Origin of the sequence: Microvirga mediterraneensis, assembly GCF_013520865.1 — a bacterium.
GTDB lineage: Bacteria > Pseudomonadota > Alphaproteobacteria > Rhizobiales > Beijerinckiaceae > Microvirga > Microvirga mediterraneensis.
This window is the reverse complement of sequence record NZ_JACDXJ010000001.1, coordinates 4,361,940-4,377,195: the sequence shown is the minus strand read 5'-3', so window position 1 is coordinate 4,377,195 and position 15,256 is coordinate 4,361,940. Positions and strand designations below refer to the sequence as shown.

Genomic DNA, 15,256 nt, shown 5'->3' with positions numbered 1-15,256 from the left:
TCAGCGAAAAGCCGGCCCACTTTCGGGTCCGATGCTCTGAAGGCCAGCGAGGACGGGATGCCATCAGCGACAGAGCAGCCTCAGCTTCTCGAGATCCGAGGCCTCACGAAAGGCTTTCCGGGCGTGCAGGCGCTCGATCACGTGGATTTTACCCTGCATGCGGGTGAAATCCACGGCCTGCTCGGCGAGAACGGTGCCGGAAAGTCCACGTTGATCAAGGTATTGACCGGCGTCTTCAAGCGCGATGCCGGCACCATCCGCCTCGACGGTCAGGACATCGAGGCCTGCGATCCCGCCGACGCGCTCTCGCTCGGCATCGGAACCGTCTATCAGGAAGTGAATCTCCTGCCGAACCTTTCGGTAGCGGAGAACCTCTTCATCGGCCGTCAGCCGCACCGCTTCGGGCTCGTGCGGACCGGCGAGATGCGCAGACGCTCCCAAGAGCTTCTGGCGGGTTACGGTCTCGACATCGATGTCGCCAATCCATTGAGCGCCTATTCGGTGGCCGTCCAGCAGATCGTCGCCATCGCCCGCGCGGTCGATCTTTCGGCCAAGGTCCTGATCCTCGACGAGCCGACCGCGAGCCTCGACGCGCACGAGGTCGAGACGCTGTTCAAGATCCTGAGAGACCTCAAGAGCCGCGGGATCGGCATCGTGTTCGTCACCCATTTCCTCGATCAGGTCTACGCTGTCTGCGACCGGATCACCGTTCTGCGCAACGGGCGTCTGGTGGGCTCCCGCCCCATCGCCGCGCTGCCGCGCATCGAGCTCGTCTCCATGATGCTGGGCCGGGAGCTTGCGGCGGAAGCGCTCCATCGCAACCAGCGAAAGGCCGTCACGGGAGAGCCGCTCGTCGCGTTCGAGGATTACGGCAAGCGCCGCCTCCTGGAGCCGTTCGATCTGGCCGTGCGCCCCGGCGAGGTGGTGGGGCTTGCCGGTCTCCTCGGCTCCGGCCGGACGGAGACGGCCAAGCTGGTCTTCGGCATCGAGCGGGCCGACAGCGGACAGGCCTTCGTCGACGGCAGGCCCGTGCGCATCGCCACGCCGCGCGACGCCGCCCGGTTGCGGTTCGGGTTCACGCCCGAGGATCGCAAAACGGAAGGCATCGTGGCGGAATTGTCCGTGCGCGAGAACATCATCCTGGCCCTCCAGGCACAGCGCGGTTGGTTGCGCCTGATCCCGCGACGCAGGCAGGAAGAGATCGCCGACCGCTTCATCAAACTACTCGATATCCGCACGCCGGATGCGGAGAAGCCCATCGGACTCCTGTCGGGAGGCAATCAGCAGAAGGCGCTGCTGGCCCGCTGGCTCGCCACCGAGCCGCGCTTCCTCATCCTGGACGAGCCGACGCGCGGAATCGACGTGGGCGCCCACGCGGAGATCATCCGCCTGATCGAGCGCCTGTGCGAAGACGGTCTCGCCCTTCTCGTCATCTCGTCGGAACTGGAGGAGATCGCTTCCTATAGCGACCGGATCGTCGTCCTGCGCGACCGGCGGCACGTGCGGGAGCTCTCCGGATCCGAAGTGAGCGCCGATACCATCATGACAACCATCGCGGGCCATTGAATGAGCGGAATGATTCAGGCCGGTGCTCCACGCACGCTTCCCAAGGGGCTTCCGCAGGTTGCCGCGCTCCTCATCGTCTTTCTCGTCAACTGGCTCGTCTTCCGCGACTTCTTCGCCCTGCGCCTGCAGGACGGCCGGCTCTTCGGCAGCCTGATCGACGTACTGAACCGCGGCGCGCCGGTCGCCATTCTGGCGCTGGGCATGACCCTCGTCATCGCCACGCGAGGCATCGATCTCTCCGTCGGCGCCGTCATGGCCATCGCGGGCGCGATGGCCGCGGCATTGACCGCGCAGGGCTATCCGCTGCCCGCCGCGCTCGCCGCCGCCGTCGGGATCGGTCTCGCCTGCGGCCTGTGGAACGGCTTCCTCGTCGCCGTGCTCGAAATCCAGCCCTTCGTGGCGACCCTGATCCTGATGGTGGCCGGTCGCGGCTTCGCGCAGCTGATCACCGAAGGGCAGATCATCACCTTCGTGAGCGAGGGCTTCGCGGCCATCGGCGGCGGCTCCTTCCTGATGCTGCCGATGCCGGTGGTGATCGCCATCGTGATGCTCATCGTCACGCATGTCATCGTGCGCTACACCGCCCTCGGGCTCTTCATCGAAGCCATCGGTGCCAATGTCCGCTCCAGCGCCTATGCGGGCATCGGCACCAAGGTCGTGACCATCGCGGTCTATATGTGGTGCGGCCTGTGCGCGGCGATTGCCGGGTTGATCGTGACGGCGGACATCCGCGGGGCCGATGCCAACAATGCAGGCCTCTGGCTCGAACTCGATGCGATCCTCGCCGTGGTGATCGGCGGCACGTCCCTGTTCGGCGGGCGCTTCAGCCTCGGTCTCTCGGTCGTCGGAGCCCTGATCATCCAGGCGATGAACACGGGCATCCTGCTGAGCGGCTACCCGCCCGAATACAACCTCATCGTGAAGGCCATCGTGGTGCTCGCCGTGCTTCTCGCCCAGTCGCCCGTTCTGTCGGCCGTCCGCTCCGTCTGGAAGGCAAGAGCATGATCAGGCGTCACCTCCCGGTTCTCATCACGCTCGCCGTCTTCGTCGTCGGCTACCTGATCTGCCTCGCGCAGTTTCCGAGTTTCGCGTCGACCCGGGTGATCGGCAATCTTCTGACCGACAACGCCTTCCTGGGCATCGTGGCGGTCGGCATGACCTTCGTCATCCTGTCCGGCGGCATCGATCTCTCGGTCGGCTCGGTCATCGCCTTCACAGGCGTGTTCCTCGCCGTCACCATCGAGAAACACGGGCTCAACCCGTACCTTGCCTTTGTCCTCGTCCTGGGGATCTCGGGACTGTTCGGGGCCGGCATGGGCTTCCTGATCCACACCTTCCAGATCCCCGCTTTCATCGTCACGCTGGCGGGCATGTTCCTGGCCAGGGGCCTGTGCTTCGTGCTCACGACGGATTCGATCCCGATCAACGCGCCGGCCTATGGCCAGATCACGGACATCGCCTTCGGGTTGCCGGGAGGCGGGCGGTTGACCTTCATCGCCATGGTGATGCTGCTGACCTTCGCGGTCGGAATCGTCCTGGCGCATTTCACCCGCTTCGGCGCCAATGTGTATGCGCTCGGCGGCAACAGGACCTCGGCGGAGCTGATGGGGGTGCCGGTACGGAAAACGACGATCCGCATCTACATGCTGTCGAGTTTCCTGGCGGGCTTGGCCGGAATCGTCTTTTCCTTCTATACCTCTGCGGGTTACTCCCTGGCCGCGACCGGCGTCGAGCTCGACACGATCGCGGCGGTCGTCATCGGCGGCACCCTGCTCACGGGGGGCTATGGGACGATCATCGGCACGCTCGCGGGCGTGCTCATTCAGGGGTTGATCCAGACCTACATCACGTTCGAGGGGACCTTGAGTTCGTGGTGGACCAAGATCGCCATCGGGGCCCTGCTGTTCGCCTTCATCGTGCTGCAGCGCGGCCTGTCGGCGGCGTCGCTTCGAACACGGTAGGCTAAAGGGAGGAAAGGTGTTGCTGAACGGTATCCAGAGGCCTGCGAGAGCGCGATCAGCCCATGATCTCGTTGCCCATGGGATCGGCCAGAACATCATGCAGGGCCGCTTCCCCATCGGCAGCACCCTGCCGGGCGACGCGGAGCTGATGGAGCTGTACGGGGTTTCTCGGACGGCGCTTCGGGAGGCGTTGAAGACGCTCGCGGCCAAGGGCCTGATCGAGTCCAAGACGAAGGTCGGCACGAAGGTTCTCGACCGCAACAACTGGAACATGTTCGATGCCGATATCCTCGGATGGCATCTCGAGATGGGCGTCGACGCGCGCTTCCTCGGATGGCTCTTCGAGATCCGGCAGATGCTCGAGCCTCTGGCCTGCGCCACCGCCGCCCTGCGGCGGACGCCGGAGCAGCTCGCGGTGATGAGCCGGGCGCTCCAGGCCATGTACCAGTGCGAGAGCAGCCGGCAGGGCTTCACCAAGGCGGACCTGGCCTTCCACCAAGCCATTCTGGAGGCCTCCGCCAATCCTTTCCTGCAGTCGATCGGCTCGGTCATCGGCGCAGCCCTGGCGACCTCGTTCACGATCAGCTCCCCGGTCTCCAGCGACGACCGCTTCCGGGAGGTGATGCGGCAGCATCAGGCGGTGTTCGATGCCATCGAGCAGCGCAGTCCGGCGGCTGCGAGCGAGGCCATGTCGGGGCTGATCCTGCAGGCGGCGGAGCGGGTTCGGATCAAGCATGCGGAGAGCGCGCTGGCGACGGTGCAGATCCACGCCTTCTCGGAAGTGGAGTGACGGAGCGGCGACCCGATACGCCGAAAGCTGTAGCTCGCTAAGGGAGCCTTGTTGGTTAGAATAGTATTATAGTATGATATATTGGCAGCCGGGAGAGGCCTAACACTTGGTCCTGAGCGGAGATGCGGGGCTGTTCCCCGGAGGGTACCCTGCCTTTATCATGAGGTCAAAACAGACGGCCCGATCGGCCCTATTTCCGCGCCGAACCCGGTCCTGGAATGAAGAATGCTGAATATGCGCCGGGCGCGACGATGGCGTTCCGGGCATGGACGAGAGGGAGAACGACCTTGAAGACATTCACGACCACAATGGCGGCCGTGGCTCTTGGAGCCTTTGGCCTGCTCGGCGCCGCGCAGGCGCAGGATAAGGGCACGGTCGGCGTGGCCATGCCGACGAAGTCGTCCGCGCGCTGGATCGACGACGGCAACAACATGGTCAAGGTGCTCAAAGAGAAGGGCTACAACGTCGACCTGCAATATGCGGAAGACGACATCCCGAACCAGCTGTCGCAGATCGAGAACATGATCACCAAGGGCTCCAAGGTGCTGGTGATCGCCGCCATCGACGGCACGACGCTGTCCGACGCGCTGCAGCAGGCCGCCGACAAGGGCATCAAGGTCATCGCCTATGACCGCCTGATCCGCAATTCCAAGAACGTCGACTACTACGCCACCTTCGACAACTTCCAGGTCGGCGTGCTCCAGGGCGGCTACATCGAGAAGGCGCTCGGCCTGAAGGAGGGCAAGGGCCCGTTCAACATCGAGCTGTTCGGCGGCTCGCCCGACGACAACAACGCGTACTTCTTCTACAACGGCGCCATGTCCGTGCTCGATCCCTACATCAAGAGCGGCAAGCTCAAGGTGCAGAGCGGCCAGACCGGCATGGACAAGGTCTCAACCCTGCGCTGGGACGGCGCGGTGGCCCAGGCCCGCATGGACAACCTCCTGTCCGCCTTCTACACCGACAAGCGCGTCGACGCGGTTCTCTCGCCCTATGACGGCCTGAGCATCGGCATCATCTCGTCGCTCAAGGGCGTGGGCTACGGCACGCCGAAGCAGCCGATGCCGATCATCACCGGCCAGGATGCGGAAGTGCCTTCCATCAAGTCGATCCTCGCCAAGGAGCAGACCTCGACGGTGTTCAAGGACACCCGCGAGCTCGCCAAGGTCGCGGCCAACATGGTCGACGCGGTGCTCTCCGGAAAGCAGCCGGAAGTCAACGACACCAAGACCTACGAGAACGGCGTGAAGGTGGTCCCGGCCTACCTGCTGAAGCCGGTCAGCGTCGATGCGTCGAACTGGAAGGAAATCCTGGTCGGCAGCGGCTACTACAAGGAAGACCAGTTCAAGTAGGCGACCGTCTCAAAGATGGACCCTGCGCGCCCGCGCAGGGTCCTTGCTCATTTCCAGAGCATCGGACCCAAAAGTGGAACCCACTTTTGGGGTCGGATCCGATGCTCCATTCTTTGAAGAGCGCATCGTTCTTTGCGGAAAACCGGGTCCACTTTTCCGCACGATGCGTTGGAAGGCTCCTTGCCTGAGGTCATGCGATGAATGCGATCCTTGAGATGCGGGGGATCACCAAGACGTTTCCCGGCGTGAAGGCGCTGGACAACGTCAACATCACGGTCAAGGCCGGCGAGATCCACGCCCTCGTGGGCGAGAACGGCGCCGGTAAATCCACGCTGATGAAGGTCCTGAGCGGCGTCTATCCGCACGGCTCCTATTCCGGCGAGATCGTCTACGAAGGCCAGGAGCGGCGCTTCTCGGGCATCGCCGACAGCGAGAAGCTCGGCATCATCATCATCCACCAGGAGCTGGCTCTCGTGCCGCTCCTGTCGATCGCGGAGAACATCTTCCTCGGCAACGAGCAGGCCCGGTTCGGCGTCATCGACTGGTCCGTCGCGTTCGCGAAGACGAAGGAGCTGCTCAAGCTCGTCGGCCTGAAAGAATCGCCCGACGAGCTGATCACCAACCTGGGCGTCGGCAAGCAGCAGCTCGTGGAGATCGCCAAGGCGCTCTCGAAGAGGGTGAAGCTCCTCATTCTCGACGAGCCGACCGCGAGCCTGAACGAGAAGGACAGCGATGCGCTGCTGAACCTGCTGCTCCGGTTCAAGGAGCAGGGCATTTCCTCGATCCTGATCTCGCACAAGCTGAACGAGATCTCGAAGGTCGCCGATTCCATCACCGTCCTGCGCGACGGCGGCACGGTCGAGACCCTCGATTGCCGGGCCGAGTCCGTCAGCGAGGACCGCATCATCCGCGGCATGGTCGGCCGCACCATGGAGGACCGGTATCCGAAGCGCGAGCCGAAGATCGGCGAGACCATGTTCCAGGTCGAGAACTGGTCGGCCTATCACCCGCTCCACAGCCACATGCAGGTGGTCAAGAACGTCAATCTCAACATCCGGCGCGGCGAGATCGTGGGCATCGCCGGGCTGATGGGGGCGGGGCGGACCGAGTTCGCCATGAGCCTGTTCGGCCGCAGCTACGGCCAGAACATTTCCGGCCGGGTGACCCTGCACGGCAAGGAGATCGACGTGAGCACGGTGGAGAAGGCCGTCTCCAACGGGATCGCCTATGCCACAGAGGACCGGAAGACCTATGGTCTCGTCCTTGCCGAGGACATCCGCAAGAACGTGACCCTCGCCCATCTCGAGGGCGTCTCGAAGAACTTCGTCATCGACGACATCAAGGAGCTGGCGGTCGCCAACGACTATCGCGCCAAGATGCGGATCCGCTCCTCCAACGTCTTCCAGGAAACGGTGAACCTTTCGGGCGGCAACCAGCAGAAGGTGGTCCTGAGCAAATGGCTCTTCTCCGATCCGGAGATCCTGATCCTGGACGAGCCGACCCGCGGCATCGACGTCGGGGCGAAGTACGAAATCTATACGATCATCAACAGGCTGGCCGATGCCGGCAAGGGCGTCCTCATGATATCATCGGAAATGCCGGAACTGCTCGGCATGTGCGACAGGATCTATGTGATGAACGAAGGGTCCCTGATCGCCGAGCTCGATATCGCCGAGGCTTCGCAGGAAAAGATCATGCACGCCATCGTGAAGTCGGGGAGACGCTGAGATGGACACGAGAACCGCCGACGAGATCCAGGTTCCCCAGCAGAAGACGTCGTGGATGGAGTTCGTCAAAACCCATTTCCGCGACTACGGCATGCTTCTGTCGCTCCTGGTCATCATGCTGTTCTTCCAGGTAGTGACGGACGGAACCCTGCTGCGGCCGCTCAACCTGACCAACCTGGTGCTCCAGAACAGCTACATCGTCATCATGGCGCTGGGCATGCTCCTGGTCATCGTGGCGGGCCATATCGACCTCTCGGTCGGCTCCATCGTCGGCTTCGTCGGGGGGCTGGCGGCCATGATGATGGTGCGCTGGGGCTTCGATCCGGTGACGACCACCATCGCGTGCCTGATCGTGGGCGGCATGATCGGTGCGGCGCAAGGCTATTGGGTCGCCTATTTCAAGGTCCCGTCCTTCATCGTCACGCTCGCCGGCATGCTCGTCTTCAAGGGCCTGACCCTGGCGCTGCTCGGCGGCATGTCGGTCGGCCCGTTCCCGGTCGGATTCCAGCGCCTGAGCTCCGGCTTCATTCCGGATGTCTTCGGCGGCGAGGGCTTCAACTACACCGCGCTGTTCCTCGGGGCCGCCAGCGTGGCGGCCATCATCTATTTCAGCTTCCGCAGCCGCGCCAACCAGCTCAAGCACGCGGTCGAGACCGCGCCCTTCGGCCTGTTCCTGTTCAAGAATGCCCTGCTGGCCGTTCTCGTCGTCGCGTTCTGCTACCTGATGGCGACCTATCGCGGCCTGCCGAACGTGCTGGTCATCATGGCGGTCCTGATCGCACTCTACGCCTTTGTGACCAACCGGACCACGATCGGCCGCCGCATCTACGCGCTCGGCGGCAACGAGAAGGCGGCCAAGCTGTCGGGCATCAAGACCGAGCGCCTGACCTTTCTCACCTTCGTCAACATGGGCGTTCTGGCGGGACTCGCGGGCCTCATCTTCGCCGCCCGCCTCAACACGGCGACGCCGAAGGCGGGCCTCGGCTTCGAGCTCGACGTGATTGCGGCCGTGTTCATCGGCGGCGCCTCCGCGACCGGCGGCGTCGGCAAGGTGACGGGCGCCGTCATCGGCGCCTTCGTGATGGGCGTGATGAACAACGGCATGTCGATCCTCGGCATCGGCATCGACTACCAGCAGGTCATCAAAGGGTTGGTGCTGCTCGCAGCCGTCTCCCTCGACGTCTACAACAGGAAGAAGTGAGGCAGGCGCTCACGCCGGCCTCGGACATGCGAACGGCGAGCCTCGGGCTCGCCGTTTCATTGGGCGCGATCTTGAGTCGTTCCGATTAATGGGCGGAAGCGGTCAGGCCCGCCGCTTCAGGAACCGGGCTCTTGGTCAGGGTCATCTTGTTGGCGCTGCGGTCGCAGGACACCGTGACGAAGCCATCGGAAGCGTTGATGCGAACCGTCACCATATCGTCGTTGCTGACAAGCTTGACCGGCTGCTCGTCCACGTCCTGCGCGGCTTCGTTGATGATCGAGAGGCATTCGCTGAAAGGCATCGATGCAATGCGTGTGTCGGCCGCCAGAGCTGCAGAGCCGGCTGCGAAGGCACCCAGGGTGCCGAGCATGGTTGCAAGCAAAGTTGAGCGCATTGATCGATTCTCCCAACGCTCGGACATCACCACGCCCGAGAACGTTCCGCTGTGTCCCATCGTACACGAGGAAGGAACGTCCCTCGCGAGGGGCCGTTCCTAGCCGTCGATGTCGCAGGGGAGGGGCGTGCCATCATTGATAAATGTCACACGCCCATCGTTAGAGATGTCTGAAGAACCTTGGCTTTTCCCACCTGCGTAAGAACGGCTCTCGCTTTGGGTCTGACGCTGCTTCCCACGCAAAACGCACATGTGCTTTGACGGGGATGCTCTAGCCGCTCGACTCCTTCTGGCGCCCGGAAATCCGGCGCCCGCGCTGCTCCGCCTGTTCCAGGGCCTCGGCCAGGAGGCGGCGGCTTTGCCTCAGGGCGTTCTCATCCGGCATCGCCGCGCTCAATGTCGCGAGGATCTTCTCGGCCTCCGTTTCGTGGCGTGGCTCGGGCATGGCAATCTCCATCAAGCTGTGCAGGAGCAACCGTCTGACGTCTTCCCGGTTCCTGCGCGACAATCTGGACAGGGGAAGGAAACATAATTCTGGCGTAATATTGTCTAGCTTGGGCACCCTTGCTCGAGGGCCTCACGGGCGATGTCCCCGGCCGTCAAAATCGAATACGTGTTCAGCCTCTCACATTGCGCGTTCAGACATGATTCATCCCAAGATTGTCAGGGATGGTCCCATGACGACCGGCGGACCAGACCCTTTGAAGGATGCTCTCGCTCTCCAGGCACGGGTGAGGGGCTTGCAGGCCCTGCTCGAATTGCAGCGCTGGCAGATCGAGGTTCTCAACAACAGGCTCTATTCATCCGAGCCCGGCGGCGTCGCCGCGCGTCGCCTGCTGGATCTCAAGCGGAGCGAGGCCGCCAAGGGCGCGTTCACGGTGCCGAAGGGCGTCAACGATCCTTGAGCGTCTTCCTGTTGGCTTCGTCACATGAAAAAGGCCCGGTGCTGCCACCGGGCCTTCTGCGTTGTCGAGGATGCGGCGTGATCAGTTGAACTTGTAGTTCAGACCTGCGCGGATGACGCCGAATTCCGCATCGCGGTTCACGTTCACGCGGCCGCCGAGCACGTAGTTGTCCTTCGTGTCGAGGTCGACATAGAGGCCTTCGACCTTGGCGGTGAAGTTGTTGGTGATGGCATATTCCACGCCGCCGCCGAGGGTCCAGCCCCAGTTGACTTCGTCACCGGTGTGGTGGCCGAGCACCGGGTCGTAGCCGCGGTTGCCGCCGATATCGCCATAGGCGAAGCCGCCCGTGCCGTAGACCAGGGCGCGGTCGAAGGCGACGCCGGCGCGGGCGCGGATCGTGCCGAAGAAGCCGTCGGAATCGCCGTCATAATACGTGGTGCCGTAGGACGCGCCCTTGTTGCCGACGGCGGCATACTGAAGGTCGGTCTCGACGCCGGCCACGAACATGCCGAACTGGTAATTGTAGCCAGCCTGGGCGCCGCCCACGAAGCCGCCGCCGCGGCTGCCCCGGACCGTGCCGAAGGCCGGATCGTAGTAGCGGCTGTCGCCGACGTTCCAGCCATAGCCTGCGTTCAGACCGGCATAGAAGCCCGTCCAGGTGAAGATCGGGAGCGCATTGTAGGCCGGAGCAGGAGAGTAGCGGCTCGGCAGGTCAGCCGCGTGAGCCGTCGAAGCCGCGATGGCGAGAGCCGCAGTGGCCGCGAGAAGTCCAAGAGCAGAGTGACGCATAACTGTATTCCGTGCTTAGCAACAAAAAGTCGGATAGGCATTTATTGCCTGTCCCGGGTCTAATAAGGGATCGCGAGAGATTGTTGCAATATGCTCGGCTGTAATCAGTCGAAACATGATTGACGGTTTATGAACGTTTACTTTCCATCAACCATAGCGCCTGCGTTCAGCTTGAGATCGAAGGGCGATTATGCGCAGATCGCAGGGTGAAGTTTGGCCGCGAGGCCTCAAAGCAAGAGACAGAACTTGGCCTCGCCTTTTTCAAGGCGGGGCCTTTTTTGTCATCGCTTCATCGTCAGATCCCGTCGTGGTTCGAAGCCGCGTGAGCCTGCCGGGCGATCACGTCCACGTCCGCGCTCATGGGCAGGCGGCCCGGATCGAGTTCCGCAAGGTCGAACCAACGCGCCTCCAGGGCATCGTCGCCGGCGACGGGCTCGCCCGCCACCCAGCGGCATTGCACGGCGATCAGGATGTAGTGCTGCTCCACCGCGCCGGATGAAGACCGCACGAGAACATCGAGCGTGGTGATGACGTCCCGGGCCTCGGCCTGGATTCCCGTCTCCTCCAGAAGCTCCCGGGTCACGGCATCCGTGACCGTCTCGCCAAACTCGATCTTGCCGCCGGGAAAGCCCCAAAGGCCCGCATCGGGCGGGTTGGCCCGGCGCACCAGCAATGTCCGGTCTTCGCGGATGACAACGGCGATGACGGCGGGAATGGGAGTAGGGGACATGGAAAAGGCCCGGCCTGGATGGCCGAGCCTTAACTTAAAGGTTCGTCGCTGGATAGCTTGGTCAGCGGCCCGAGCGGTGCAGCGCCGATTGCAGCGGCTCCAGGCTCTTGGTGAACCAGAGGGCCGTCGTCTCGGCGATGTCCTTCCACTGGGCGGAGGCGGTCTCGTAAGCCTGACGCGTCGCCTGGCTCTGGACCTTGAGGACCTCGGGAAGCGGGGTGGGGCTGATCGCCGAGCGCCACAGGTCCAGAGCGGCATGGCGCTGTGAGTTCATGGCGTCGATGATCTTGTCGTTCACTTCCAGGGCACCCTTGGCCGATGCCGCCACGGCCTCGCTCATGGCCTTGCGGAAGACGTCACCCTGCTTCTTGGCGGACGAGAAGATGGCACCTGCCTCAGCGGGCCCAGCGATCGTTGCAGGCAGCGGAGCGGGCTTCGCTTCCGCTACGGCCTCGATCGTCTCGGCGGCCGGGATGGCTGCCATCTCGACGAGATCGGTGGCCTTCTGCGCGGTCTTCGCTGTCGTCTTGGCTCTGGGCTTCTTCACTTCCGCCATCGTGAGGTCCTCGCAAGGTTTGGGGGAGACGGGATTACTTCTTGGAACCCGGCTGCTTCATGGCCGTCTGAGCCAGGGAGCCGAATTCCTTCATCTGGGTCTGCATCGCCTCGAACTGGCTGCGGACGAACTCGGCCTGGATCTGCATGGCTTCCTGCATGTCCTTGGCGCGCACCATCCGCTGCGCGAGGTCGAAGGCGGCGGACAGGTTCTGCTCGGTATAGGCGAAGGTCTTGCGCGCGGCATCCTTGGCGCTGGCCTGGACGGTGGTCGCGGAGCCTTCGAAGGTGTCGGCCGTCTTCTGGGCGGCACTCATGAAGCCGTCGATGGCCTTGCGGGCCTGCTCGACGCTCTTCTCGGCGAAGTCGCGCATTTCCGGGGGAACTTCGTAACCTTGGGTCGGATTCGTGGCCATGAAACGCTCCTTGTCGTTTGGTATTTGTGCAGTGCAATATCACATTGTGCGATGCAAAATCAACTCCCTGATGATTCGTCTTATTAAGGTTACCTGAAAGTAAATGGATTCAAGTGTCCCACCTTGCATGCTTGGCCGTCGATATTAGTCTAGAACCTCTTCTTGAGTGACTCTCAGTTCTTTCACCGCAAGGACCGTTGATGACGGGTGGTCCCGACCCATTCGAAGCGCTGATCGCGCAGCTCGCCGCCGAGCCGGACCTGAGCCTTCTGGCCCGGCCGGGTACGGGCGTGCTCGTCTGGGATCAGGCGGGGGAGAGGCTGCTCTGGGCCTCGCCTGCCGCAGCGGCATTGAGGGGCGCCCTCACGGATGAAGCCGGCCGGACACTCCCGGGCCTCCGGGCGCGCGATCGGATCAAGGCTCTGGCGGGAGGATTGGCCCCCCGCCACGGCGCCTTGAAGGAGCGCCTGCGGCTCGATCCGTCTCGGCCCTGGCTGCCGGTTGCAACCCTCTGCCGCCTGGCGTCGCTCGAGACCGGCGAGACCGTTCTCGTGACGGCCTTCGTCGGACCCGTGCCGAAAGTTGCCTCGTCCCTCCGCACGGTACGGCAATCGGAGCCGCCGAGCATCGAGCCGTCAGCACCGGTGGAAGGCGATGCCACTCGTCTGCCGGACAGGCGCCCCGGTCCGGTTCGCTTCATCTGGCACACGGATGCGGCAACCCGTTTCACCGATGTATCACATGACCTTCCCCTGGCTGTGGGAGCCATGGCGGGCAATATCGTCGGCCAGACCTGGGAGGAGGTGTCGCGGAGCGTCGTGGAGGATCCGGACGGCAGCGTCGCGGCCCTGTTCGGCCGCCGCGAGACCTGGAGCGGGCGCACGATCCTCTGGAGCATCGACAATTCCTCCCTGCAGGTCCCCGTCGATTGGGCCGGTATGCCGGTCTTCGGTCCGGGCCGGGAGCTCATCGGATTCCGGGGCTTCGGTCTTTTGCGCATGGATGACGTCCAGGAGCGGACGATCCCGGACGCGGCCGCCGACCTGATCGCGCAAAGTCTTGTCAACGGCGAGACCCTGCCGTTCCGTCCGCCTGAGGAAATGCCCGGGGAGGAGCCCACCGCCGAAGCCGCGCAATCAGACGAGGACACATGGTTTTCGAACTTGCGCGACCAGGTAGCTGCCGCGCTCTCCGGCCCCAAGCCGCCTGATCCGGAACCCATCGAACGCCCCCGCCCTGCGGAGAAGCAGTCTCAGGCCTCGGGCCTCTCAAGCACGGAACGCAACGCCTTCCGGGAAATCGCACGCGCCCTTGGAGCACGCCTGGAGGAGGGTGCGCCTCTCCCCGAGGAAGCTGAGGCGGGTGAAGAGCCGGGCCCGCGCCTTGTACCGCCATCGACGGCCCCGGAGGATCACACCGGTATTCTCAACCGGCTGCCCATCGGCATCCTGGTTCATCGCGGCGAGGCCATCCTTTTCGCCAACCGGTTCCTGCTGGACCTGACCGGCTACGAGGACATCGACCAGATCCGGTCCGAGGGTGGTCTTGTTCACCTGTTCCGAGGGTCTCCTGTTCTCAGCGGGGCAGGGGACGAGGATTCCGCCCTCGCGCTGACCACGCGGGCTAACGAGAACATCTCCGTCGCCGTGCGCGCGTCCTCGACCGAATGGGATGGCGAACCTGCGGACCTGATGGTCATCCGTAGGGCCTTGAGCCTGGAGACGGCGCCGCCGCAGGACAGCCGCATCCAGGAGCTGGAGGCGATCCTCGACACGGCCACGGACGGTGTGATCGTGCTCAACGAGACCGGGCGGATCCTCTCGCTCAACCGCTCGGCCGAAGCGCTGTTCGGCTATGACGAGCAGGCGGTGGCGGGCGATGCCATCACTGTGCTCCTGGCGCCGGAGAGCCACATGGTGGCCCTCGATTATCTCGAAAGCCTGCGCTCGCCGGGGATGCGAAGCCTGCTCAACGACGGGCGCGAGGTCGTCGGCCGCGAGCGTCAGGGCGGGGCGATTCCGCTCTTCATGACCATGGGGCGCCTGGGCGACGGGCCGGACCGGCGCTTCTGCGCGGTTCTTCGCGACATCACGGCGTTCAAGAGGACCGAGGGCGAGCTCCTCGGCGCCAAGCACGCCGCCGAGGAGGCGAGCGCTCAGAAATCCGATCTCCTGGCCACGATCAGCCACGAGATCCGCACGCCCCTGAACGCCATTCTCGGCTTCGCCGAGGTCATGCTCGAAGAGCGGTTCGGGTCCATCGGCAACGACCGCTACAAGGAATACCTCAAGGACATTCACGCGTCCGGCTCCCATGTGATCAGCCTCGTCAACGATCTCCTGGATCTCGCCAAGATCGAGGCCGGCCGGCTGGAACTGTCCTTCACCGGGGTAAGCCTGAACGAGCTGGTCTCGTCCTGCGTGACCCTGCTTCAGCCGCAGGCCGCGCGGGACCGCATCGTCATGCGTATGAGTTTTGCCCCGAAGCTGCCGCCGGTGGTGGCCGACGAGCGCTCCATGCGCCAGATCGTGCTCAACCTCGTATCCAACGCCATCAAGTTCACGGACGCAGGCGGGCAGGTCATCGTCTCCACGGCCATGACCGACCGGGGCGAGGTGGCCTTCCGGGTGCGCGATACGGGCATCGGCATGACCCCGGAGGAGGTCGAGGCCGCCCTTGAGCCGTTCCGCCAGCTCGCCACGTCGCGCAGGCGCGGCGGCACCGGGCTCGGCCTGCCGCTCACCAAGGCGCTCGTCGAGGCGAACCGGGGCGCGCTCCAGATCGCAAGCCAGCCGAGCGAGGGGACCCTCGTCGAAGTGATCTTCCCGCCGACTCGGGTCATGGCCGAGTAGTGTCTCTCTTCGCCCTGC

15 protein-coding genes are annotated in these 15,256 nt (G+C 64.0%); 9 read left to right on the top strand and 6 right to left on the bottom strand.

The features are described from left to right. Positions 1-57: 57 nt before the first annotated feature. From ytfR to mmsB, 7 genes are all read left to right on the top strand, one after another. The gene (gene ytfR / locus H0S73_RS20790; RefSeq protein ID WP_181053926.1) at positions 58-1,566 is read left to right on the top strand and encodes a galactofuranose ABC transporter, ATP-binding protein YtfR; all 1,509 of its coding nucleotides are present in this window, start codon (positions 58-60) and stop codon (positions 1,564-1,566) included. After that, positions 1,567-2,571, top strand: coding sequence for a galactofuranose ABC transporter, ATP-binding protein YtfT (gene ytfT / locus H0S73_RS20785; RefSeq protein ID WP_181053925.1), 1,005 nt, complete (start codon positions 1,567-1,569; stop codon positions 2,569-2,571). Next, positions 2,568-3,527 carry a galactofuranose ABC transporter, permease protein YjfF gene (gene yjfF / locus H0S73_RS20780; RefSeq protein WP_181053924.1) on the top strand — a complete coding sequence of 320 codons (960 nt, stop codon included), beginning with the start codon at positions 2,568-2,570 and terminating at the stop codon, positions 3,525-3,527. Before ytfT ends, yjfF begins: the two co-directional genes overlap by 4 nt. Before the next feature lie 16 nt (positions 3,528-3,543). After that, positions 3,544-4,317, top strand: coding sequence for a FadR/GntR family transcriptional regulator (locus H0S73_RS20775; protein WP_343058425.1), 774 nt, complete (start codon positions 3,544-3,546; stop codon positions 4,315-4,317). A gap of 308 nt (positions 4,318-4,625) precedes the next feature. Next, a complete protein-coding gene (gene chvE, locus H0S73_RS20770) occupies positions 4,626-5,669 on the top strand; it encodes a multiple monosaccharide ABC transporter substrate-binding protein (protein WP_425488235.1) in 1,044 nt (347 codons plus the stop codon). 197 nt (positions 5,670-5,866) lie between these two features. After that, positions 5,867-7,396 carry a multiple monosaccharide ABC transporter ATP-binding protein gene (gene mmsA / locus H0S73_RS20765; protein WP_181053923.1) on the top strand — a complete coding sequence of 510 codons (1,530 nt, stop codon included), beginning with the start codon at positions 5,867-5,869 and terminating at the stop codon, positions 7,394-7,396. 55 nt (positions 7,397-7,451) lie between these two features. Next, positions 7,452-8,597, top strand: a complete 1,146-nt coding sequence (gene mmsB, locus H0S73_RS20760) for a multiple monosaccharide ABC transporter permease (protein WP_425488234.1) — start codon at positions 7,452-7,454, stop codon at positions 8,595-8,597. 85 nt (positions 8,598-8,682) lie between these two features. Here mmsB and H0S73_RS20755 read toward each other — a convergent pair whose 3' ends face one another. Both H0S73_RS20755 and H0S73_RS20750 read right to left on the bottom strand, forming a co-directional pair. Next, complete coding sequence (locus H0S73_RS20755; RefSeq protein WP_181053921.1) at positions 8,683-8,991, bottom strand: hypothetical protein; 309 nt, start codon at positions 8,989-8,991, stop codon at positions 8,683-8,685. A 271-nt stretch (positions 8,992-9,262) separates the two neighbouring features. Further along, positions 9,263-9,436 (bottom strand): hypothetical protein, encoded by a 174-nt coding sequence (locus H0S73_RS20750; RefSeq protein ID WP_181053920.1) that lies wholly within the window; start codon positions 9,434-9,436, stop codon positions 9,263-9,265. A gap of 232 nt (positions 9,437-9,668) precedes the next feature. Here H0S73_RS20750 and H0S73_RS20745 point away from each other — a divergent pair, with 232 nt between their 5' ends. Next, positions 9,669-9,896: a hypothetical protein gene (locus tag H0S73_RS20745; protein WP_181053919.1), complete on the top strand. Its 228-nt coding sequence runs from the start codon at positions 9,669-9,671 to the stop codon at positions 9,894-9,896. 81 nt (positions 9,897-9,977) lie between these two features. On the opposite strand, the gene H0S73_RS20740 is transcribed toward H0S73_RS20745, so the two are convergent. The 4 genes from H0S73_RS20740 to H0S73_RS20725 all read right to left on the bottom strand — a co-directional run bounded on the left by H0S73_RS20740 (position 9,978) and on the right by H0S73_RS20725 (position 12,386). Beyond that, a complete protein-coding gene (locus tag H0S73_RS20740) occupies positions 9,978-10,685 on the bottom strand; it encodes an outer membrane protein (protein ID WP_181053918.1) in 708 nt (235 codons plus the stop codon). A gap of 295 nt (positions 10,686-10,980) precedes the next feature. After that, positions 10,981-11,415, bottom strand: coding sequence for an NUDIX hydrolase (locus tag H0S73_RS20735; RefSeq protein ID WP_181053917.1), 435 nt, complete (start codon positions 11,413-11,415; stop codon positions 10,981-10,983). 61 nt (positions 11,416-11,476) lie between these two features. Continuing rightward, positions 11,477-11,971, bottom strand: coding sequence for a phasin family protein (locus H0S73_RS20730; RefSeq protein WP_181053916.1), 495 nt, complete (start codon positions 11,969-11,971; stop codon positions 11,477-11,479). Positions 11,972-12,005: 34 nt separating this feature from the next. After that, the gene (locus H0S73_RS20725) at positions 12,006-12,386 is read right to left on the bottom strand and encodes a phasin (RefSeq protein WP_181053915.1); all 381 of its coding nucleotides are present in this window, start codon (positions 12,384-12,386) and stop codon (positions 12,006-12,008) included. A gap of 200 nt (positions 12,387-12,586) precedes the next feature. Here H0S73_RS20725 and H0S73_RS20720 point away from each other — a divergent pair, with 200 nt between their 5' ends. Then, a complete protein-coding gene (locus H0S73_RS20720; RefSeq protein ID WP_181053914.1) occupies positions 12,587-15,238 on the top strand; it encodes a PAS domain-containing sensor histidine kinase in 2,652 nt (883 codons plus the stop codon). Positions 15,239-15,256: the final 18 nt, after the last annotated feature.